18 protein-coding genes and 1 other annotated feature are annotated in these 22,958 nt (G+C 43.5%); of the genes, 7 read left to right on the forward strand and 11 right to left on the reverse strand.

Annotated features, from left to right (window positions below):
* Positions 1 to 152: 152 nt before the first annotated feature.
* The 4 genes from EKM80_RS14800 to EKM80_RS01520 all read right to left on the reverse strand — a co-directional run bounded on the left by EKM80_RS14800 (position 153) and on the right by EKM80_RS01520 (position 7,192).
* Complete coding sequence (locus EKM80_RS14800) at positions 153 to 314, reverse strand: hypothetical protein (RefSeq protein ID WP_164509476.1); 162 nt, start codon at positions 312 to 314, stop codon at positions 153 to 155.
* Positions 315 to 475: 161 nt separating this feature from the next.
* A complete protein-coding gene (locus tag EKM80_RS01510; RefSeq protein WP_125551357.1) occupies positions 476 to 1,912 on the reverse strand; it encodes a glutamate synthase subunit beta in 1,437 nt (478 codons plus the stop codon).
* A 17-nt stretch (positions 1,913 to 1,929) separates the two neighbouring features.
* A complete protein-coding gene (gltB, locus tag EKM80_RS01515; RefSeq protein ID WP_125551359.1) occupies positions 1,930 to 6,384 on the reverse strand; it encodes a glutamate synthase large subunit in 4,455 nt (1,484 codons plus the stop codon).
* Between the two features lie 592 nt (positions 6,385 to 6,976).
* Positions 6,977 to 7,192 (reverse strand): hypothetical protein, encoded by a 216-nt coding sequence (locus tag EKM80_RS01520; protein WP_125551360.1) that lies wholly within the window; start codon positions 7,190 to 7,192, stop codon positions 6,977 to 6,979.
* 180 nt (positions 7,193 to 7,372) lie between these two features.
* On the opposite strand from EKM80_RS01520, the gene EKM80_RS01525 reads away from it, so the two are divergent.
* Positions 7,373 to 7,738, forward strand: a complete 366-nt coding sequence (locus tag EKM80_RS01525) for a hypothetical protein (RefSeq protein ID WP_125551361.1) — start codon at positions 7,373 to 7,375, stop codon at positions 7,736 to 7,738.
* Positions 7,739 to 7,755: 17 nt separating this feature from the next.
* On the opposite strand, the gene EKM80_RS01530 is transcribed toward EKM80_RS01525, so the two are convergent.
* Complete coding sequence (locus tag EKM80_RS01530) at positions 7,756 to 8,937, reverse strand: cation:proton antiporter (RefSeq protein WP_125551362.1); 1,182 nt, start codon at positions 8,935 to 8,937, stop codon at positions 7,756 to 7,758.
* A 75-nt stretch (positions 8,938 to 9,012) separates the two neighbouring features.
* Positions 9,013 to 9,061 (reverse strand) — a sequence feature (sodium ion sensor (DUF1646 type); this cis-regulatory element may regulate processes involved in with the transportation of sodium ions).
* 11 nt (positions 9,062 to 9,072) lie between these two features.
* Positions 9,073 to 9,957 carry a hypothetical protein gene (locus tag EKM80_RS01535; protein ID WP_125551363.1) on the reverse strand — a complete coding sequence of 295 codons (885 nt, stop codon included), beginning with the start codon at positions 9,955 to 9,957 and terminating at the stop codon, positions 9,073 to 9,075.
* A 142-nt stretch (positions 9,958 to 10,099) separates the two neighbouring features.
* On the opposite strand from EKM80_RS01535, the gene EKM80_RS01540 reads away from it, so the two are divergent.
* Together EKM80_RS01540 and EKM80_RS01545 are read left to right on the forward strand one after the other, a co-directional pair.
* Positions 10,100 to 10,753, forward strand: coding sequence for an HAD-IA family hydrolase (locus tag EKM80_RS01540; RefSeq protein ID WP_125551364.1), 654 nt, complete (start codon positions 10,100 to 10,102; stop codon positions 10,751 to 10,753).
* Between the two features lie 102 nt (positions 10,754 to 10,855).
* Positions 10,856 to 11,212, forward strand: coding sequence for a DUF488 domain-containing protein (locus EKM80_RS01545; protein ID WP_125551365.1), 357 nt, complete (start codon positions 10,856 to 10,858; stop codon positions 11,210 to 11,212).
* A gap of 9 nt (positions 11,213 to 11,221) precedes the next feature.
* On the opposite strand, the gene EKM80_RS01550 is transcribed toward EKM80_RS01545, so the two are convergent.
* The 3 genes from EKM80_RS01550 to EKM80_RS01560 are packed head-to-tail and all read right to left on the reverse strand — an operon-like array spanning position 11,222 to position 13,749.
* On the reverse strand, positions 11,222 to 11,857 hold the full coding sequence (locus EKM80_RS01550) for a TetR/AcrR family transcriptional regulator (protein WP_125551366.1): 636 nt from the start codon (positions 11,855 to 11,857) through the stop codon (positions 11,222 to 11,224).
* 39 nt (positions 11,858 to 11,896) lie between these two features.
* The gene (locus EKM80_RS01555; protein ID WP_125551367.1) at positions 11,897 to 13,027 is read right to left on the reverse strand and encodes an ABC transporter permease; all 1,131 of its coding nucleotides are present in this window, start codon (positions 13,025 to 13,027) and stop codon (positions 11,897 to 11,899) included.
* Positions 13,024 to 13,749 carry an ABC transporter ATP-binding protein gene (locus EKM80_RS01560; RefSeq protein WP_125551368.1) on the reverse strand — a complete coding sequence of 242 codons (726 nt, stop codon included), beginning with the start codon at positions 13,747 to 13,749 and terminating at the stop codon, positions 13,024 to 13,026. Before EKM80_RS01560 ends, EKM80_RS01555 begins: the two co-directional genes overlap by 4 nt.
* 222 nt (positions 13,750 to 13,971) lie before the next feature.
* Here EKM80_RS01560 and EKM80_RS01565 point away from each other — a divergent pair, with 222 nt between their 5' ends.
* Positions 13,972 to 14,385, forward strand: a complete 414-nt coding sequence (locus tag EKM80_RS01565) for a nuclear transport factor 2 family protein (protein WP_125551369.1) — start codon at positions 13,972 to 13,974, stop codon at positions 14,383 to 14,385.
* A 64-nt stretch (positions 14,386 to 14,449) separates the two neighbouring features.
* Here the strand turns inward: EKM80_RS01565 and EKM80_RS01570 are convergent, their stop codons facing one another.
* Positions 14,450 to 18,763: a 2-hydroxyacyl-CoA dehydratase gene (locus tag EKM80_RS01570; RefSeq protein ID WP_125551370.1), complete on the reverse strand. Its 4,314-nt coding sequence runs from the start codon at positions 18,761 to 18,763 to the stop codon at positions 14,450 to 14,452.
* Positions 18,764 to 19,340: 577 nt separating this feature from the next.
* On the opposite strand from EKM80_RS01570, the gene EKM80_RS01575 reads away from it, so the two are divergent.
* The gene (locus EKM80_RS01575) at positions 19,341 to 19,949 is read left to right on the forward strand and encodes a TetR/AcrR family transcriptional regulator (RefSeq protein WP_125551371.1); all 609 of its coding nucleotides are present in this window, start codon (positions 19,341 to 19,343) and stop codon (positions 19,947 to 19,949) included.
* Between the two features lie 75 nt (positions 19,950 to 20,024).
* Positions 20,025 to 20,831 carry a tyrosine-protein phosphatase gene (locus EKM80_RS01580; protein WP_125551372.1) on the forward strand — a complete coding sequence of 269 codons (807 nt, stop codon included), beginning with the start codon at positions 20,025 to 20,027 and terminating at the stop codon, positions 20,829 to 20,831.
* Between the two features lie 132 nt (positions 20,832 to 20,963).
* Here EKM80_RS01580 and EKM80_RS14805 read toward each other — a convergent pair whose 3' ends face one another.
* Positions 20,964 to 21,137, reverse strand: coding sequence for a hypothetical protein (locus EKM80_RS14805; protein WP_164509477.1), 174 nt, complete (start codon positions 21,135 to 21,137; stop codon positions 20,964 to 20,966).
* Positions 21,138 to 21,862: 725 nt separating this feature from the next.
* Here EKM80_RS14805 and EKM80_RS01585 point away from each other — a divergent pair.
* Positions 21,863 to 22,942, forward strand: coding sequence for a 2-keto-3-deoxygluconate permease (locus EKM80_RS01585; RefSeq protein ID WP_125551373.1), 1,080 nt, complete (start codon positions 21,863 to 21,865; stop codon positions 22,940 to 22,942).
* The last annotated feature ends 16 nt before the right edge of the window (positions 22,943 to 22,958 follow it).

Genomic DNA, 22,958 nt, shown 5'->3' on the forward strand with positions numbered 1-22,958 from the left:
AAACAGACAAAAAACCGGTATTAGTTATTCACCAATACCAGAAAGTGTAGACCCAGTAGAAGTGGCCTTGGCCGCTTCTTTTTTATTTGCTTGCTGGCAAATATAGCCGACGGCACTCTTGCTAATTTGATCTGATACTTATCTGCGCCATTTTACTGGATAACCGTGACCTTCCCGTTATTAACGTGCACAGTCGGAATAACTATACGTTGCTGATACAATTCTTGCAGCCGATAAATGTCTTGCCCAACAACATATAAGTAATGGCCATCATTCGGCGTGGCTCGCTCTAAAAGCACTATTTTATCTGTCATCTGCTGGCCACCTTTCTACACACGAACGTACGTTTGATAGTCAAATTCTATCTTATTTGACTTTTTATTGCAAGCGCTTTTTTAATAAAAAAGTACCCCACAATCATTAGACTCTTTGTCTAACAATTATGAAGCACTTCAATGCGGAATAATGTTTATATTTATGCCTGTGCGGCAGCAACTGCCGTAATCGATTGGGCAACTGCTTCGGCACATAAGCGACCTTCACGAATCGCCCAAATGACTAAGCTAGGGCCGCGGCGAGCATCACCAGCAACGTAAACTTGATCAACGTTGGTATTATAACCATCGTAAATTTCATGAACGCCAAATTGATCAAACACATCAGTCGCTGCACCAGTAAAGCCTAACGCCAGCAACACAAGATCAGCCGGCATTTCTTGCTCAGTGCCTGCAATTGGTTGGAACTTAGCTACTTTACTAGTAGTCAAGCTAGTCACTTGGCCAGCCGTGCCATTAAAGGCGGTAGCGGTGGTTTCATATTGTGTGATCACATCACCAAATAATTCCTTTGCCTCAGCTTGACCGTAACCAGACTTGCTGATTCGTGGCCACTCTGGCCATGGATTATCGGTACCCCGTTGTGCGGGTGCGGCGGCAGTGATTTCAAGTTGTTTCACGTCTTTAGCGCCTTGACGAACAGCAGTCGCAATGCAGTCATTACCGGTATCGCCGCCGCCAATAACAACTATTTTTTTACCAGCTAAGCGTTGGGTTGCTGCAGTACCGTCAGCGACCACTGCTTTAGTAGCAGTGGTTAAGAAATCAACCGCAAATTGTACACCAGCCAAGTCACGGCCAGGTGCCTTCAAATCACGTGCTACCCCTGCGCCAATAGTTAAGAGCACTCGGGTAAATTGTTGCTGTAACTCAGCGGCAGTGACGTCTTTACCAACTGTGGTATTGACGACAAATTTAATACCAACTTCCTTCATCACATTGATTCGCCGCGCAACGATTTTTTTTGGCAATTTCATGTTAGGAATGCCATACATTGCTAACCCACCAGGACGATCATTACGTTCAAATACAGTCACGCTGTAACCAAGCTGGTTCAAGCGCCAAGCCGCGGCCAAACCAGCGGGGCCACTACCAACCACCGCAACGGGAATCCCATTACGGCGAACCGGCATGCCACTTGCTTTGACCCAATTATGCTTATACGCTTGCTCAATAATAAACCGCTCATTGTTCCGAATCGTGATGCCTTGACCATTTAACGCCTCATTACAGGAAACCTCACAAGGTGCAGGGCAGACGTTACCGGTAAAATCAGGTAACGAATTAGTCAACGTTAAGCGCTCAAAGGCTTTTTTATCTTCGTAACGATAAATCAAGTCATTCCATTCAGGAATTAAATTATCATTGGGACAACCACCAACTGCACGGCCACCACCATAGAAGAAGCCTGAGTGACAATGAGGTACACCACAATTCATACAACGAGCAGCTTGCTGCCGCCGTGCTGCTTCCGGTAGTGTTTCTTCCAGCGCTTTAAAATCGTGCACCCGTTCATAAATTGGGCGATACGGATCGTTCTTGCGGGGGTATTTCATAAAACCAAATGGATCAGCCATATTGCATTCGCTCCTCTCTACACATTCTCGCCGGTAGCAATGGCAAACGCCTTTTCCGCTAATTGTGCCTGCGGCGTGCCTTTGGCGGCTAAATCGGCCATAATTTCATTCATATGCCGGAAATCTTGCGGATAAACTTTGACGAAATGCTGCTTCTGATTAGTCCAGTCAGCTAAAATTGCTTTGGCTTTAGTTGATTCAGTATAGTACACGTGCTTCTCTAATAATTGTTTCAAAATATGATCATCGCCAGTTTCGCCTAAACGGAACAGTTCAACCATTTCCAAATTGCAATTAGCAGCAAACTTGTTCGCGGGATCATAGACATAAGCAACCCCGCCAGACATCCCAGCACCAAAGTTGCGGCCAGTACTGCCCAGAACGACTACTGTGCCGGAAGTCATGTACTCACAACCATGATCACCGATACCTTCAACGACGATATCAGCACCAGAATTACGGACACCAAAGCGTTCACCAGCACGGCCATTGAAAAAGGCCTCGCCAGCAGTCGCACCAAAGCAAGCCACGTTACCAACAATCGGTGTTGTGCTATACAGCTTTTGTGCTTTAGCTGGTGCTTGAACGATCAAACGACCACCACTTAGCCCTTTGCCGACATAATCGTTAGCCTCACCAATTAATTTTAGTTCCAATCCCTGCGTCATAAAGGCACCAAAGCTTTGACCAGCAACACCAGTATATTGATAGCTGATCCGCCCCGCTGGCAACGTTTGATTACCAAAACGTGCAGCAATCCAGCCGCTCATACTACCGCCGACTGTCCGCATCACATTGTTGATTGGCGCACTAATTTCGGTTGGCTTAGTTTCTTGCAGCGCTTCTGTCGCAAAAGCATCTAATTCTGGCTGCTGTACTGGCGTCGCAAATGGATCATTCGACTTACGCTCAATGCCGATCGACGTGCTTAAAATTCGACTGAAGTCCAACGACTTAGCCTTACCTTTAGCAATAAACCGTGGCTTTAACAATTCCGTATGACCAACCATTTCATCAACCGTCCGGTACCCTAAGGCCGCCATTTGTTCACGTAGATCCTGTGCTAAATAACGCATGCAATTCATCACATGTTCTGGCTTACCAGCAAAGAACTTACGGAGTGCTGGATTCTGCGTAGCAATCCCAGTTGGACAAGTATTCAGACTGCAGACACGCATCATAATACAGCCAATCGACGCCAGCGTTAACTGGGCAAAACTAAATTCTTCAGCACCTAGCATGATGGCAACCGCGATATCACGGCCAGTCATTAATTTACCATCGGTTTCTAAGGTCGCCCGTTGCCGTAATCGGTTTAACGCCAAGGTCTGATGAGCTTCAGATAAGCCCATTTCCCATGGTAAACCAGCATCCCGGACAGAGTTACGTGGTGCTGCGCCAGTCCCACCATCATAGCCGGAAATCACGACTTTATCAGCGCCTGCTTTAACGACGCCGGTGGCAATGGTACCGACACCAGTGCTAGCCACTAATTTAACCGTCACTTTAGCATTGGGGTTAACTTGCTTCAAATCGAAAATCAACTGTTTTAGATCTTCAATCGAATAAATATCATGATGCGGTGGCGGTGAAATCAAACGTACACCAGGCACAGAACCACGAATGGCTGCGACCCAAGGGAAGTTCTTGATCCCCGGCAATTGGCCACCTTCACCAGGTTTAGCCCCCTGCGCCATTTTGATCTGAATTTCTTCGGCGCTCATCAAATATTCGGTATTAACGCCGAAACGTGCTGACGCCACCTGCTTAATTTTACTGTTTAAATTACGGCCGTCAGCTTGGGGCTTAAAGCGATCACGAGCTTCGCCACCTTCACCAGAATTACTTTTAGCGCCTAGTGCGTTCATTGCTTCAGCAATCGTTTCGTGCGCTTCTTCGGACAAGGAGCCATAACTCATGGCGCCGGACTTGAAACGCTTAACGATAGCGCTAACTGGCTCAACCTCACTTAACGGTACCGCTGGCTTATCAGAACTAATCGTCCATAACGAACGCAATGTCGTCGGGCTAGTTAATTCTTCATCACGCATTTCTTTGGCGTATTCCTTGTATAGCTCGTAGTTGCCGCCACGAACAGCTTGTTGGAACTTGTACAGCGTCATTGGGTTATACAAATGATGCTCACCTTCCGCACGGAACTTAAAGCTACCGCCAGATGGTAATGGATCATGCGCTTTAGGCCCATAAGCGTGATCATAACGCGCTAAATATTCCTGTTCGATCTGTTCCAGCGACAAGCCGCCAATACGACTAGCCGTTCCGGTAAAGTAGCGTTCCACCACAGCAGAAGATAAACCAACTGCTTCAAATAATTGCGCACCCTGGTAACCAGCAATCGTCGAAATCCCCATCCGGCTCATGATCTTGATAATGCCTTTTTCACAAGCCTGCCGGAAAGTTTCAACATGATCAGCTAAATCATATGCCCCTAAGGTAGCGTAAGCGCCATAAGGATGGATCGCCGACGCCCCATAACCAATCAAGGCCGCAAAATGATGCACCTCACAGGCTTCACCAGTATCAACAATGATCGACGCCTGGCCCCGCTTACCTTTGGCCACTAAATAATTGTTTAAGCCAGCCACAGCCAATAGTACAGGAATAATTAATTTATCCTCAGTCGCGCCACGATCAGTTAAAATTAAAATTGTCGTTCCATTATCAATAGCAGCTTCTGCGGCCTGAAAGAGACTATCTAGTGCTTGTTCTAACCGATTTGGCCGTGCTTTTTTATCGTAGCACAATGACACTTCAGTCGATTTGAAATCAGGCATGTCTAAGTGCCGAAGTCGTTCATAATCTGTAGAACTAAGCATCGGCGTCGCTAACTTAATTTTCTTAGCATTAGCAGCCGTGTCAGTGGTCACATCAGCGTCACGGCCAATAAATAGTTCAGTGCCAATTACTAATTTCTCTCGAATCGCATCAATTGGCGGATTGGTAACTTGCGCAAACTGTTGTTTAAAGTACGTAAACAGCGATTGCGGCCGCTCTGACAATACCGCTAACGGTGAATCGAAGCCCATAGAAATAATCGGTTCTTCACCATTTTTTGCCATTGGGATAATGGCTTCACGAATGATATCGTCGGTATAACCATGCCGGCGCCACAACGTCTGTAGCGCTTCTGATGACAGATTTTCAGTGACATCAGCCTGTGGCAAGCTATCTAGGGTCAACTGATTGTCCTGCAACCATTGACTATAAGGATATTGTTGGGCGTAATGCGCCTTCAACTCAGCTGTATGGTAGAAACGGCCTTCAGCGGTATCGACTAAAATCATATCGGCAGGACCGAGAATCCCCTTTTCAGCAATAGCTTCAGGTGCGACATCGACTGTCCCTGCTTCAGAGGCAACAACTAATAAATTATCTTTGGTCAGAAAATACCGTGATGGTCGTAAGCCATTGCGATCTAAGGCTGCACCAACTTGAATCCCATCGGTGAAGCACAACGCTGCAGGACCATCCCATGGGGCCATAAAGCTAGCATTATATTCGTCAAAAGCTCGCTCCGCAGCTGGCAACTGCACTGCATCGCCCCATGCTTCAGGCACCAACATCATCAGCGCTTGCGGAATATCACGACCATTGCGGTAGAGATATTCGAGACAGTTTTCTAACTTAGCCGAATCAGAATCTTCTTCGTTGTAAACTTCAACGCCATGACTAGCCATCCAGTTTTCGGCACCCTTTAACGTATTGATCTCGCCGTTATGAGCCAGAAAACGGAATGGTTGCGCCCGCTCCCAACTAGGAAATGTATTCGTTGAAAAGCGTGAATGAATCAAGGCAATATTAGTTTGCATGGCGGGATCATGCAAATCAGGATAGAATAAACCAACCTGATAAGCATGTAGCATCCCTTTGTAACAAATCGTTTGACTAGATAAGCTGGCAATCGCAAATTCATCCGCAGCAAATGTTTTTTCCAAGCGGCGGCGTAATTGGTACAAAGCGTCTTCAAACGGACGCCCTGCCGGAATATCATGCGGCCGGTTAATCAATATTTGAGCAAAACCTGGCATAACTCGTTGCGCGGTTGGTCCACAATTTTCATAAACATAGGGTACGGCGCGGGTTCCCAGCACGTTAAAGCCGGCGTGACCAATTTCAGTTGTAATGGCTGCCAATTCAGCTTCCTTATCGGCTGGTTGTTGTGGCAAAAAGAACATTCCAACAGCGTAATCACCAGCTGGCGGTAACGTTAAGGACTGTTCCTGCGCATATTGTCGAAAAAAGGTATCTGGCAGCGCCATTAAAATTCCGGCACCATCGCCAGTATCCGGCTCAGCACCGGTACCGCCACGATGATTCATGCGGGCTAACATGGTCAATGCTTGTTCAACCAGCTGATGGCTACATTCACCAGTGACCTTAGTAATAAAGCCCATCCCACAAGCAGCGTGTTCATAACGCGGTTCATAGAGGGTCTGTTCACGATCTATCATGAAATCCCACCTCAGATTTGATTAAGATTAGAATATTTTAATTTTTATCTCATTTTAGTTGTGCATTTACTAATAATCAAGTTTTTTCAGAAAAAAGTTTTATCTTTTTCAGGTTGAATACCGTTTTAAATCACTGATATCAATGAATTAGCGGTAAAAATAAAAAAGTCACTAAATGAAAACAGTTCTCATTTAGCGACTTTAGCTTGAATTCCTGCTTTGAAACCCACCCGACCAATTTTTCCTACACTTACTTACTAGCTATTCCGCTATTGCTACCAAGCAACGGCCTAACGTCTTACCTAGTTGTGTCACCTATCATGTTCAGCAGAATAACGCTAAAACGGATAAAAATGCGTCGAATCACTACTTTACGCTGTCAATTCGACACAAGTAAAATAGATAGCTACCATCAACACGTTAGTTGATTCCATCAGGCACCAGCTAGGTTAAGCATCGTTCCACCGTGGCACTTCACCGATTGATTTCAGCGATAATTCCACCAACTGTTAATGGCTTTCGCCTAGGCCGCTGCCAACTTAGATCAAAAAAATAGAGCCGCGACAAAAGTATTTGTCAACGACTCCCTTTTTCAAGATTCACTTTGTACAAATTGTTTAGCGCGAACCAATAAACGCTTAACACGAATGCAAAATTGTAGCACAAACGTTAGTATTGCGCCGCTACCGGTGATAATAAGCTCACCCAGAAAAATAATGATTGAAATAAAGCCAGCAAATAATTGTTCCGCCGTTAAATAAATCAGTCCGGCAACGATCAATAAGCCGACAAGCACGAACATTGTCATGCTGATCCATCCCCAATACACAAACTATTTAAGATAATCTGCCTAAACATCACTCCATTTTAACATGTTTTCGGTCGTTAGTATAATTTGTCTGATTCGTGCAACGGTTTAAATTTTACGCCGCGGCTTATTTTGCTTATAATGAAGCTATCTAAGCCAGTTAGAAAGAAGGTTGCGGAAATGAAACTTTATCAAGCATTAACACAAGTCACCTTAAATGATGAATTGCCTGGACAAGCTGCGCCCTTTCACATTACCATCGACACAACCGAACCACTGTATCACGATCTGCCTACGTTATATCATTATATCGATAGCGTTTTGAAGCCCGGTGCTAACCATAAAGATAACAATCTGAACTACGTCACTGACCACATTTTTATCCTGCAAAATTTTAATTTTAGCGGCCATGAATTCACGCAAGAACTAACTACCCCAGATGCGCAAGCTACCTTTGCCTATCATTTAGTTAAGGATCTCAACCGGCACGTCACCATCAACTTAGACCTGCCGAATCAGGAAATCCAGTTACTATTTGCCAAATAATTACCCGTTAAGCCACGCTAATTTTCGTGGCTTTTTACTTGGCCTTGAACTTGTATCTGCCGTGCTGCCGCATGCTTAAGCAGAAATGGCGCAACTAGCGTGGTCAGCACGATCACGATGATCGTCGCCGAGTAGTACTCTGGGGCAATCAGTTTAGCCTCATAACCGATTTGGGCGATGATCAGCGCCATCTCTCCACGCGAGATCATCCCTGCACCGACAGTATAACTACTGGCCAAATCAAAGCCAGCTAACCGCGCACCAAGGCCACCACCAATTAACTTGGTCAGGGTTGCTACGATCGTCAAAACGATAATAAACCACAGGGCATCACTCATCCCTTTGAAGTTCATTTCCAACCCAATACTGACAAAGAAAACAGGAATGAAAACCGCATAGCCAATAGGTTCCATATTATGATCGATTTCAGCTTTATATGGCGTTTGGCCCACAGCAATACCGGCAAAAAAGGACCCAACAACGGCCGATAAACCAATCAAATCCGCCAAATAGGCCATGCTTAGACAGATTACTAACGACATGATCGTTGCGGCCGCACCAAGCAGAAAACGTTGTGACAAATGCATTAAAAATGGCGCGATCCATTTAACGACGAAATAAATACCAATAAAGTAGAGGATCTGTTCAACAAACCCAATCAACAAACTAGGCGTATTACCACCGGTATTTTCTCCGCTTATACTGACAAAAACACTTAAAATGATCACGCTAAGCACATCATCGACCACCGCAGCCGCTAAAATCGTGGTGCCTTCCTTACTATCTAATATATTCAATTCGCGTAATACTTCCACAGAGATCGATACCGATGTTGCTGTGAAAATAACACCCATGAATACCGCCAATAATAACGAAAAGTGGAACCATAAGCTGACTAAAGTCACCAAGCCTAGTGGAAGCACCACACCTACCATTGCCACTAAAATTCCTGGCCGCAAATAACGTTTTAACAAGCCGATATCACTTTCCAGGCCAGCCATAAACATTAATAAAATGACCCCAATTTCCGAAAAGTCATGGATGAAGCTGCTGGGTTGGATCCAACCTAAAATCGCTGGGCCTAAAACGATCCCCACTAATAATTGACCAATGACGGCCGGCACACCCAGTTTGCGGCTAAAATGCCCCGCCAATAACGTGGTGAGTAAAATTAAACATAAAATTCCTAAAAATGCCATACGAATTTCGCTCCTCTTCCTAATTGCAACGACCATAAAAACCAGACAAACAAAAAAGCAGATACACCAAGCCAGCCCTCCTCACCCTAGAAGGGACTGTCTTGAAAGCATATCTGCTCCAACCGTCTAAACTATTTAATTTCTACGCCGTTTACGACCAAATAAACTGAGTAACAAGCTGATCAGCCCGACACCCATCAAAATATAACTTGGTAGCGCGTAGCTATTTAATACCGCATTGCCAATGGCTGCAGCCGCAGTACTAAAGGATTTAGCCGCAATCGCTGCTATTTCAATCACACCAGCTGCTGATACACCAAAGTAAACGATGAAAATCAATATACCACTGATCAACGTGATCCAACCAAATTGCTTGGCGAAGCGGAAGACATTGTGATCCAACCACAATAATAACATTAAACAGAGGACCGTGACCACTGTGGCACCCCAAAAGACGCCGGTAACAATCTTCTTCACGGTTGTCACTTCTGCAGCAGCTTCAGTGACCTGCGGAACATTTAACTCAGTAGTTAAGCGCGTTTGCAAGGTTTTAGTCACACCATTGACGACCGTATTCGCCGCGCCATATTCAGCTAAGACAGAACTTTGTTGGCCAAAGGTACTAGTCAACTTAGTTTTTGCGTGCGCGACAATATGATTCACCGAAATTGGTTGACTCGTGCCAGCAATTAAATTACGCACGGTTTGATCAAGATCTTGGCGTGCGGCGGTGGCTGTAACTTGCTGGGTGACCGAGCTGGGCAAGCCACGATCCGTGATTACATTGGCAAGTTCTGCATTGGCGACCTCAGCTAATTGCTTACCTGCATCGGTTTTATCCAGTTCAGTGACTAAATAATCAGCGTTAAATACGCGCTGTTTAACAACGCCAGTGCCAACCGCCAGTAGCAAACAGATTGTAGCCAAAATACTCAATAAAACGGTGAGCGCACCATGCCGCTTTGACGATGTGCTGATCACATTTTGTTGATGCGTCTGGCTTCTACTTGGTAAATTCATTCAAAAACTCCTTACTGACATACGCCATCTTTTTTCCAATCCAACGATTGCTTCCATATTAGTTTACCACGTTCGCCCAAATTTCTGAAAAAACACGTATAATTAACTATAGCAGATACGCCAAACTTTTAGGAGGTTTCATATGCTACAAGCCCTATTTTTTGATTTAGATGGTACGCTAACTGACTCACAGACTGGTATCGTCAACTCAATCAAATATTCGCTAAACAAATTGCAATTACCTGAATTAGATGCTGCTACTTTGAGGTTATTTATCGGACCGCCATTACTGGCTTCATATCAAAAATATGCCGGACTCAGTGCTGCTGACGCCCAGCTGGCTTTAACCGCTTATCGCGAATATTACGCTGAGCGTGGCATCTTTGAAAACGCGGTTTATCCAGGCATCCCTGAAGCATTAAGCGAATTACAACAGCATTATCATCTGTACATCACGACGTCAAAGCCAGAACTATACGCCCAACAAATCAGTGAGCACTTTGACCTAGGACAATATTTTACCGCTATTTACGGCGCTAGCATGGATGAAACGCGCGCTGGTAAAAGTGAAATTATCGCTTATGCCCAACACGAAACTGGACTTAATCAGGCCCACCGGCTAGTGATGGTCGGCGATCGCGAAAATGACATTAACGGCGCCCACGACCACGGCTTGCAAAGTATCGCCGTCACTTATGGGTTTGGTTCACAAGCTGAGCTGAACGCTGCTGCACCAAGTGCTTACGCAGTCGCACCAATTGAGCTCCCGCTGATCGTTAAAACGCTAGATCACTAATCTTAGCGCTTTTAACATATCACGTTATTTTGATTTTACTGAAGCAATACGTAAAAAAATAAAGACGTTGTTGGTTCAGCTGGTAGAAAGGATCGTTTTACTTTGAACATTAAATTAGAGCGTATTTACACCAAGCCTGCCGATCATAGCGGCTACCGGCTCCTAGTCGACCGTTTATGGCCCCGCGGCATTAGCAAAGTTAATGCCGCCTTAGACGACTGGAATAAGGTGATTGCACCAACTAATGAACTACGTAAATGGTTCAATCACGATGTCGCCAAATATCCTGAGTTTCGTCAACGTTATTTAGCTGAATTGGCAAAAAATCCTGCAACACCGGCTTTTTTGCAGTTAATTCAACAACAGCCAACTGTCATTTTCTTATTTGGTGCTAAGGATGAACAACATAATCAGGCTGTTGTGCTAAAAGAATACGTGGAACAAAAAAATAACGCCTAATTACAGGCGTTATTTTTCGATTGCACGAATAATCTGTGCTTCAATAAGTTGTAAATCATGTGCTTCATCAACTGGTATATTCGGCATTAAGCGTTGCTGGAAAAAATAAGTCATCAGCTGGCCAACGATAGTGCGAATGACGGCACCTAAATCTAGGTCAGCGTGAATACCTGCTTTTTTTAAGGCCGGTACCACATGCTGCATAAACAGCGGTTGTGATGACTGAATCATTGCGAAAAATTGGTGGTGAACGGTGTCATTCGTCAATAGCTCAGTCAATAGAATAATCATGGCATCCGCATTGGCCTTAATGAACTGGTAACGGTCAGATACAATAAAATGAACGATTGTCGGCAGCGTTGCGAACTGATTAATTTTTGGTAAAAAGTCATCACGGTATTGTGGAATCAAATTCTCAATGATTGGCTGGAGAATCGCTAATAACAAATCCTGTTTTGTTTTAAAATACTTAAAAATCGTTGCTTGACTAACAGCAGCTTGCTGCGCAATTTGGGCAGTGGATGTGCTGGCATACCCATGTTGGGCAAACAAGTCTAAACTTGCCAACAAAACCGCTCGTTTTCCTTTGGGCATGGTTTGATCCTGTACCCACTTACGATAATTATCGAAAATAGTCGTTTGCATAATCACCCTTCTTTTTTATAACGTTATCGGGACCAACAACTAAACTTTGCGGTAGCGCCGCAATCCGACGATGTTCAAAATAGTTAAACCAATTAGAAATAGGAATAACACGCCAATATCTAGGCCTAAGCTAGTTATAGAAACACCGCGGGTAATAATTTGCGTCGTGGCATCGCCCGAGTATTTTAGCGGGATCACAGCAGCAATTTTTTTGACCCAGTCAGCCATGGTATCCAGCGGAATAATACCGGAGAAAAAGATTTGCGGAATCACTAACACTGGAATAAACTGCATCATTTGGAATTCCGAATTGGCAAAAGTGGAGACAAGAATTCCAAAAGCCAGCGCAACCAACGCTAACAGCAGATTGATCACCACCACATTGATCAGACTACCCACAACTTTGATCTTGAGCAACCAAATCGTTACCAGTACAATCAGAATCGTTTGAAAAATGGCTAGAATGCCATAACTAAGCATATAGCCAAAAACAATTTCCGACCGCTTGACTGGCGTTGCTAGCAGTCGATTCAGAGTGCCACTGGTGCGCTCTTTTAACAACGCCATTCCAGAAATTAGGAAAACGAAAAAGAACACGAAAAAGCCCATTAGAATTGGCAATATTTTATCGAAAAAGCCAGTGTCGCTGTCACCGTAAACATAATGGTTAGTGATTTTTGGCGCAGCTACTTTTGCTGCTGACTGCTGCGGTATTGGTGCATTTGGTAATTGCTGGCGTAACTTAGCGAGGCTGGCGGTCGTCGCCATTAGCTTGCTTTTAAGCTGGCTCATAGTATTGGTTGCCAGCGCGTTTTTGAACGCCATTTTAACTGCCGTGGTTTTACTAGCATCCGTGTTGGCGTACGTCAAACTATAGTTAGCAGTTTTATGCTGAACAATAGCATCTAACCGATTTTGTTTTAACCCTTTTTGCGCTGCTGCTTTGCTGGTATATTTTTTCACAGTCACATGTTTACTCTGCTCAAGATTTTGTTGCAGCGCTTGGGGCACTGCTACAGTACCGACTGTCACATCAGTCGCCTGACTAGCGGAAAAAACGAAATTTAGCAAAATTAAAATAAAAATCGGCGCTAGAAACATTAGCGCTAACGTCCGCTTATCACGGAGTAATTCCTTGATCACGCGGTTTGCAATCGCCCATGTTCTCATAATTGCACCCCCTCAGCCTTTAAAAAGACGTCTTCAATCGTGGCAACTTGGTATTGTTGTTTAAGCTTTGCTGGCGTGTCAAAGGCGATCACTTCGCCATCGAGTAATAAGGCCACTTGGTCGGCTAGCTCCGCTTCATCCATCACGTGGGTGGTGATCAAAATGCTACGGCCTGCATCCCGTAACTTATTTAATTCCCGCCATACTTGGCGCCGCAGTGCTGGATCGATGCCCACGGTTGGTTCGTCTAGTACGATTAGCTGTGGCTGGCCTAGTAAGGCAATTGCCAACGATAAGCGTCGTTTCATACCACCAGAATAACCACTGACGCGTTTATTTAAATCCGCCGTTAAACCAACAACTTTAGCGACATACGTTATTTCATGCACTATTTCTGACTTGGACAGCCCTTTCATTTTAGCGAAAAAAACTAAATTTTCCTGGCCTGATAAAGTCTCGTATAAAGCATCAGTTTGTGCCATATAGCCGATCTTGGCTAATAATTGGCGTTGCGGCATCGTTTGACCAAATACTGTTGCAGTCCCGTTATCAGCCTTTTCCATGCCTAATGTTAACTTTATAATTGTTGACTTCCCCGCCCCAGATGGTCCAATTAAACCCACGATCTGCCCTGGGACAACTGTAAAGTTAATATCCTTTAAAATAGTTTGCGTTCCAAATTTCTTAACTAAATGCGTTAAATTGATTATCGCAGCTGCCATAACTTTATCCCCCTTTTTAGAGTAGTGATTAATCACTCACCTAACGAATAACCCAATTATAGCAGGCAGCTAGTTAATGCCAAGTACAAAAAAACAAGCTTCTTGTGAAAAATTGTGAACTTTCAATTATTTTTCCTGATTAAATCTAGAGTTTTATCAAAATTTACCGTATAATTTAGTTAGAAAACGTTTTCTCATTCAATTCAGAAAGCAGGCTATCTGATGAACAAAGCACAGGCCACCCAGTTTATGACGACGTTTTACCGTGATGTCATGAGTCGCTTTGCATTAGACCAACTAGACAACTATCTCACAGTCGATTACACGCAAACCACTAATGGCCACCAGTTTAATACTGATCAAGTCAAACAGCATTTGGCGAATTTGCACGCTAATTTAGACCGCTTAGTGTTTAGCTACTTTAACGATGTCGTTTTCGATGAAACAACCCAAACGATCACAGTCGCCTATCAGCTTACCGCCACGCAGCATAATGGCCATCAAGCGCTTGCCGAAGTGATCTCGATTTTCACGTTTGCCGACAACAAACTCGCTCGTTGTCATGAGCTGATCATTCCGCTAATGCAAGATGATCGCAGTTTTATCGATCTAGCGACCAGAATTACTACTAAATAAAAATAATTCAACGCAAATAGCACATAAAAAGCGCCTACACTAGACGCTTTTTATGTGCTATTTCTTATACTCGGGAACTAACCGCAGATAACTTTTGTCCGCTATTAACGGAAGTTGTCACAGTTTGTTGCGTTGCTAAGTTTTTATTGGCCGTAGCTAACATTAACCGAATACGGTTCAACTGGTTAACAATTGAAACACCTGGATCATAGTCGATTGGTGCAATGTTGGCTTGTGGATACTGGCGCCGTAATTCTTTTACAACACCTTTGCCGACAACATGGTTAGGCAAGCAGCCGAATGGTTGCATACAGATGATATTGTCGACGCCACTTTTGAGCAACTCGATCATTTCACCAGTCAAGAACCAGCCTTCACCAGTTTGATTGCCTAACGACAAAATCTTGCTGGCATCATGTGCTAAGCTTTCAATTGCTGCAATACCGTCAAACCGGTTAGAAGCCGTTAAAGCCTTTTGTAATGGCTGTTCACACCATTTGATCAACTTCAAGGCTGCTTCGGCTAGTAGCTCTGATTTTTTGGCAAAACCAAATTGCTTATAACGATAAATTTGGTTGTACAACGAATAATTCATGAACCCGACGATATCAGGTACCACCGCTTCGGCACCTTCTTGTTCCAATAAACGAACAATATTGTTATTGGCAATTGGTGAATATTTAACCAAAATTTCACCGACAAGACCAACTTTTGGTTTGTTTATTTGTTGCAATGGCACTGTATCAAAGTCTTTAACGATTTGTTGCACGTTATGCTTGAATTCACGGAAACTGCCTTTGATCACACTAGGCTTCACTAAATCCAACCATTGATCGTGCATTTTATCGATTTCGCCAGGGTTCTTTTCGTATGGTCGTGTGCGGTAAACCATTCGTTCGAACAAATCACCATACAAGAAGGCTAAGGCAACTCGCTTAATCAGTGGTAAGGTCAGCTTGAAGCCAGGCGTTTCTTCAACCCCTTGATTACCTAAGGACATGGAAACGACAGGCACTTGCGCGAAGCCAGCGTCCTTCAACGCTTTGCGGATCAACGGAATATAGTTAGTCGCACGGCAGCCACCACCAGTTTGCGTCATCATCACCGCCGTGTGGTCAAGATCATACTTGCCACTTTGCAATGCTTCAAGCATTTGGCCGATAGAAATGATTGCTGGGAAACAAGCGTCATTGTTGACAAATTTCTGTCCTTCATCAATGGCATAATGGTCATCAACTGGTAAGTTGACCACGTTGTAGCCAGAAGCTTGCAAGGCAACGTCGACTAACCCTTGTTGATGAATGGGTGACATCATTGGCATTAACAACGTAAACTTCTCTTTACGCATATCTTTAGTGAATTGAACTGGCTTATCGTCTTCATGCAATTTTTCAGGCATGATCTGGCGCCGGCGCCGTTCGGAGACAGCCGCCTTTAGTGACCGTAAACGAATCCGCACTGCACCCATGTTCGTGCCTTCATCAATTTTCAGGCAAGTGTACAGACGATTGTACTGAGTCATGATTTCTTCGACTTGATCCGTATCAATGGCATCTAGGCCACAACCAAATGAATTCAATTGAACAAATTCCAATTGTGGATCCCGCGCTGCAACCCGTGCTGCAGCATACAAACGAGAATGATAAACCCACTGATTAACGACCCGTAAGCCTTTGACATCACCTAAATGTGCAATTGAATCTTCGGTCAAAACATGGAAACCTTCAGCAGTGATAATTTGGGCGATCCCATGATTGATTTCTGGATCCAAATGATACGGCCGGCCAGCTAGCACGATACCACGTTCGCCGGTTTGTTTCAGCATACGTAACGTATCTTCGCCGCGATCCTGAATTTGTTGTTTGAAATGATCCAATTCAGCGTAACCTGCGTCTAATGCAACCTTAACTTCGTCTTCAGTCACACCAAAATCTTTGAAAGTTTCGTATAAGTTGCGGACAGTTGATTCCGGATCACCTAAGTTCAAGAATGGGTTCCGGTAATCAACTTCGCCAGCACGGATCTCGTCAACGTTATTACGGATCACATCGGGATATGATTGTACAATTGGACAATTAAAATGGTTCTGTGCATCCTTATTTTCTACACGTTCATAGACAATACCTGGATAGAAAATGGTATGAATACCCTTATTGATCAACGCTTGAATGTGGCCATGCACCTGTTTAGCTGGGTAACAAACGGTATCACTAGGAATCGTTTCGATCCCTGATTCGAACTGTTTCTTGCTCCCTTTTGGTGATAAAACAGCGCGAATACCTAACTTAGTGAAGAACGTCTGCCATAGCGGATAATCTTCATACATATTTAAGACCCGCGGAATACCGATGACACCGCGTGCTTCCTTTTTCCGTAATGGCCGGTAGCTGAATAATAACTTGTACTTTTCTTGAACTAAATTAACTTTGCCGTTGTCCTTAGGTACTCGTTGTTTCATGCCCCGTGCAGCACCACGTTCACAACGATTACCGGTGACAAAGCGCCGACCATCACTGCAAATTGTGATCGTTAAGGCACAATTATTTTCGCACAAGCCACAATGCATAAATTCTTTTTTAAAGGTTAGATCATGCATCGCTTGAGTATCTAACAAAGTGGTTTTGTCGCCAGTTTCATAAGCAGTTTCAGCAATCAAAGCTGCCCCATAAGCGCCCATCAAGCCAGCAATGTTTGGCCGAATGACTTCGCGTCCAGAGATTTGTTCAAAGGCCCGCAAAACAGCTTCGTTGTAGAATGTGCCACCTTGGCAGACGATATGTTTGCCTAAATCTTCGGCACGGCGCAACTTGATCACCTTGAACAATGCGTTTTTGATAACGGACATAGACAACCCAGCGGAAATATCACCGATTGTTGCGCCTTCTTTTTGAACTTGTTTAACTTTTGAGTTCATGAAGACGGTACAACGGGAACCGAGGTCAGCGGGATGTTGTGCCAACAAAGCAGCTTGCGCAAAGTCTTTAACACTATATTTTAAAGAAGTTGCGAAAGTTTCAATAAATGAGCCACAACCAGATGAACAAGCTTCGTTCAACTTGATCGTCGTCAGCGCATTATTTTTAACCGTCATGGCTTTCATATCTTGACCGCCGATATCCAAAATAAAATCAACGTCAGGCTGGAAGAAATGTGCCGCACGATAATGGGCAACTGTTTCAACTTCACCGAGATCAACCTTCAACGCATTTTTAATTAAATGTTCGCCGTAGCCGGTGACACAAGCCTTGCCAATCGTCACATCAGCTGGTAACTTGCTGTACATATCGGTTAAAATAGTTTCAGTTTTTTCCAGTGGTGCCCCGTCATTGTTGTCATAATACGTATACAGCAACTTGTGGTCGGTACTCATCAAAGCCACTTTAGTCGTGGTTGAGCCAGCATCGATACCAAGAAAAGCAACACCATGGTAGCTAGCTAAATCGCGTGTTTCCACTTTGGCTTCAGCGTGGCGTTTGCGGAATTCTTGTAACTCGTCATCGTTTTTAAATAGTGGTGTCAACGAGCGCGATGGCCGCATCACACGATCATCACCGTGTTCTAAACGATCCAATAACGTCACCAAATTAATGACCGGCTGTTTTTGCGCGTACAATGCGGCCCCTTTGGCAACGAATAATTGCGGATCACTTGGGAAAACAACATCTTCAGGTGCTAAGTTTAATGTGTCAATAAAGCGAGCACGCAACTGATCCATGAAATATAGTGGTCCGCCTAAAAAGGCGACCTTACCTTTAATTTTATGACCAGACGCCAAACCAGCGATTGTCTGATTGACCACCGCTTGAAAAATACTCGCCGCAATATCGGCTTTGCGCGCACCATCATTGATCAACGGCTGCACATCAGTTTTTGCAAACACACCACAACGTGAAGCGATTGGATAAATTGTTTCAAAATCCTTAGCCAGTTCATTCAACCCATTTGCATCGGTTTTCAGTAACGTGGCCATTTGATCGATAAATGCACCCGTTCCGCCGGCACAACTACCATTCATCCGTTGCTCCAATGACGCACCAAAGAACGTGATCTTGGCATCTTCACCGCCGAGTTCAATACTAACATCGGTTTGTGGAATCAGTGTTTCAACTGTTTTCGTACAAGCAATTACTTCTTGAACGAACTCCAATTGCAACAAATTAGCCAAACCCATGCCACCAGAACCGGTAATTGTGAAGGCAATCGGCGTTGTTGGCTTAATTTCCTCGATTGCCTCTTCTAAGATCCGTTTACTCGCTGCTTTTACATCTGAATAATGCCGCTCATAACGGGCAAAAAGTGTCTGCTGAGCCGCATCCATAATGACCAACTTGACCGTTGTTGAACCAACGTCAATGCCACCATAAAGTTTCTCCGTCATCGCGAAATCCCCCTTTAAAATCAGAGTGTTAAAAAAAGCGATTTGCTTATGGAACATAACTTAGCTAACAAATAAGAACCACACAGTGGATCGTTTTGCTAGCGTCGTTATGTGGAATAAGCTGCTTTTTTTACACGTTTATCAGTATGCTAGAACTCACTTCCACACGATTACGGAAGAAGTCACGTCATTCCAACACGTTACACCAGGTTTCCCAAAAACCGTTCAAAAACAGTTTTTGGTACAAATTAGATAGCAAACATCTGTTGAATATCCAACAGTATGTCTGTTATACTATTCGTGTTTAGTTTACGACTTCACAAAAAAAATTCAATCAGCAATTTCCATTGATTTGTGTGATAAACAACGGATTAAAATGAATTGTCGTTTAACTTTTTAAAAAGTTTTACCGATTACAAAATACTGCTAACGATTTTTTTCACAATTGAAAATGGTTCTCAATTAGAGCCTAATCCAATTTATTTACTACGTCATTCCAATTAGAATATCTTATAGTTGATTCGCACTAGACTTGAAAAAAGTGCCGCTTACCTGTGTCCAAAAAGGAGCAACAAAAATGGCTAAGAAAGTTGATTTACGTATCCTCCGTACCAAGAAAATGATTTTTTCTGCTTTTATGCAATTAGTTGAAGAAGAGGGGTTTGAAGCCGTCACAATCCAGGAAATTGCTGATAAGGCGATGATCAATCGGACAACTTTTTACGCTCATTTTAAGGACAAGCAAGACCTTTACGACCAGATTTTTACAACTAGTATGATTCCTTTTTTGAAAATTCTCGATGGCGAAACAATTAACGGTAGTCAAATCAAAATTAAAACCGTTACGCATTTATTGACTCGTTTATTTACTGAAATCAAAGCCAATCGCCAATTTTACATGTTAGCCTTAGATGGCGCTAACTCCCTACGCCTTTCCGAATTATTACATGATTTATTGGCCCAGCATTACGCTGATATTTTTGAGCATTTATTGATCACACATAATAAGAAAAAAATCCCCACTGACTTTATTATTTCCTATATGACATCGATTTTCATTGGTACCGTTAATTGGTGGGTCCACGCCGATAGCGATTTTTCACCAGAACACATGGCTAAATTAGTCATCCAGCTGGTCGCCAATGGTCATTTGACTGTACTCGGTATTGAAGTGTTAGATGACTAAACAGCTAACCTGCTTTTAACGCCTATTTATGGTATGGTAACAGCATATAACTAAATAATGGAAGGATTGGAATGGATGACGACAGAAGTATCTGCTTTACGCGCATTACCGATCACAACTGGTAACAATTTCCGCGAATTAGGCGGCTATCAAAGTATGAATGGCCAGCACATTAAATATCATAAGGTACTGCGCTCTGGGCGTTTAGCGCCACTTAGTCAACAAGATCTCACCTACCTTGACCAATATGGTACCCGATTTGATGTTGATTTGCGCTCCGCCGATGAAGTCAAGGAAGCGCCTGATAAAGTACCAGCTAATGCAACTTACAAATACTTACCGGTCTTTAATTATGATCAAACGCAAAACTCGTTAACCTTGCAAGAATTAGAAAATGAATATCAAGGCAATCCCAATCATGGCCACGAGCACATGAAATTGGTTTATCACAATATGATTGCGGAACCGCACGCCAAACAAAGTTATCATCAATTCTTCGAAATTCTGCTGGCTAACGCTAAAGATGGTGCAGCGACGTTATTTCACTGTACTGCCGGTAAGGACCGCACCGGAATGGCCGCCGTTTTCTTTATGGCTGCATTGGGCATTGACCAAGAAACAATAAAAACTGACTATCTGCTGACTAATAAAATTGCGGCACCGCATATCAATGCGCGGCTCAACGAATTAAAGGCGCAGCACGCTTCTGCCGACACAATTGCCAACATCCGCTCATTGCATAGTGTTCACGCAGACTACTTGGCTGCTGCAATGGCCCAAGTTAAGCGTGAATCCGGTGATCTGAACAACTATTTACATGAAGGGTTGCAACTGACCGATCATGACCTTCAAGAATTACGTAAAATATATTTAACTGATTAGAAAAATCGGCTATTGGGTTAATTTCACTAGAAATTGAAATTAGCACAGTAACCGTTTTTTTGTTCTTTATCGTTTTTGATCCATTAAATTATGTAGCGTTAAACTAGTTTACCGGTTTTCAAAATTTTGACCTTAACAATCCACACTAAAAATAGCTTGCTTGGTCAAGCGTTCTAAATCCTGCAACTGATGCAAACAAACGCGATAATAACGGCTAGGACTTTCTAACACTAATACATCCAGCGCATTGAATTCACCTAACTCAAGTAAATACCGCCGTAAACCGATATGACTGAAACTGCGCATCGAATCAACCTCACCTTCAGCAAATTTTTGGTCATTAAAGCATTTATTGGGTGTCTCTGTGTTAGTCAGTTGCCTTAACATTAAAAGTAATCGGTTTCAAAAAATAAAGCAATTTTTATGCTTTTTTAAGATAAACGTCGCTGCTTAATTAGACTCACGTTAGCCAAATGGTTTTATTAGTCGGCAAATAACTGTAGCCTATCGGCATTAAGGCAGCTCAAGCCCAGCCATTTTGTTATCAAAGCACAAACAGCGCTTTCAATTAGCATAAGTAATCTTTAGCACAAGTGAGTATATTTCTTGTGCTTTTATTTTGCGCATTTTATGATTACAGCATAAACAAAGCAATATCGTTTCTGTTTAAGAAATCAGACAAGGAGGTCGCTATCAATAGGTTTTAAACTAACACCTACTTACACACCTAGCCACTACGATATAACTGTTTGACACAGCAAATGGCCATTTAGATAATTCTAGCACTAGTTCACCTGACTTTTATTGCACCAAAAGTAAGCTGTGGCACTCACTACAGACAGGACGCGGCAATAATAAAACTGACGTTGCTATGGTTAAAGGTGTACGCATCGTCAGCAGTTGAGCGCACTTTTTTTCGTTTTTATTGTGATTATTTTAACTAGTATGGCGGCTAATCAATCAGCTTAAAGTAATTTATTTTTCTATAATTGTGAATTAAAAATTAAGTCAATTTTCAGGAGGTTCGTCCGATGCAAATTAAAAAAAGTATTGAAAAAATCCCCGGCGGTATGATGGTTGTTCCCCTATTTCTAGGCACCTTAGTCAATACACTCTGGCCTGGCGTTGATAAATTCTACGGCGGCTTCACCGGTAGTTACTTAACCGGAACTTCAGTGATCCTGTTTATCTTTTTCTTCTCAGTCGGCACGACGATCAACTTAAAACAAACAAGCTATATTGCTAAAAAAGGACTCTCGCTACTGGTTACGAAGGTTCTCGTTGCGGCAACCTTAGGCGTGACGCTAAATGCCTTACTGCCCAAAGGTGGTATTACTTCTGGTTTATTCACCGGCCTATCTGTTTTAGCCGTGATTGCCGCCTTTAATGAAACTAACGGCGGCTTATACATGGCCTTGATGACCTCGCTAGGGCGTAAAGAAGACGCGGCAGGTTTCCCTTTTATCAGTATTGAATCAGGTCCATTTATGACGATGGTCACTCTAGGCGTTGCCGGAATTGCTTCCTTCCCTTGGCAAGCTTTAGTTTCAACCTTGATTCCTTTCGTTATTGGTATCAGCCTAGGCTCCTTAGATAATAGCTTCCGTAAAATGTTTGGGCCAGTAGTCCCCGCCTTAGTACCGTTTTTCGCCTTCACACTTGGCTATAGCTTGAATTTTGGCATGATTATTAGATCTGGCTTCGTCGGCGTATTTATGGGCTTTGCAGTTGTCTTAGTCTCCGGCGCTACCTTGGCCTTTGTCGATCGTTTCTTCACTAAATCCGATGGTGTCGCCGGTTGGGCCGCTTCCTCCACTGCCGGCGCCGCTGTAGCTGTTCCTTACGCAATTGCTTCAACCAATGGTGATTTTGCTAGCACTGCTGCCTCGGCCACCGCTATCGTTGCAACCAGCGTATTAGTTTCCTCGATTCTAACGCCAATCGTCACAATGTACTTTGAAAAGCGTGCACGCCGCAAAGGTTTACCAATCGTTCCCGCTAAATACCGTCAGCGTTTTGAAACCGATGCAACTGAATCCACTTCAGTCGAAGTTGATCTTAAGGCACCGCAAGCAGAAACCATCAAACAAGCCGCAACAGTTAAAAAATAATAATACCGAGGTGAGC

This window comes from Loigolactobacillus jiayinensis (assembly GCF_003946445.1).
Lineage (GTDB): Bacteria > Bacillota > Bacilli > Lactobacillales > Lactobacillaceae > Loigolactobacillus > Loigolactobacillus jiayinensis.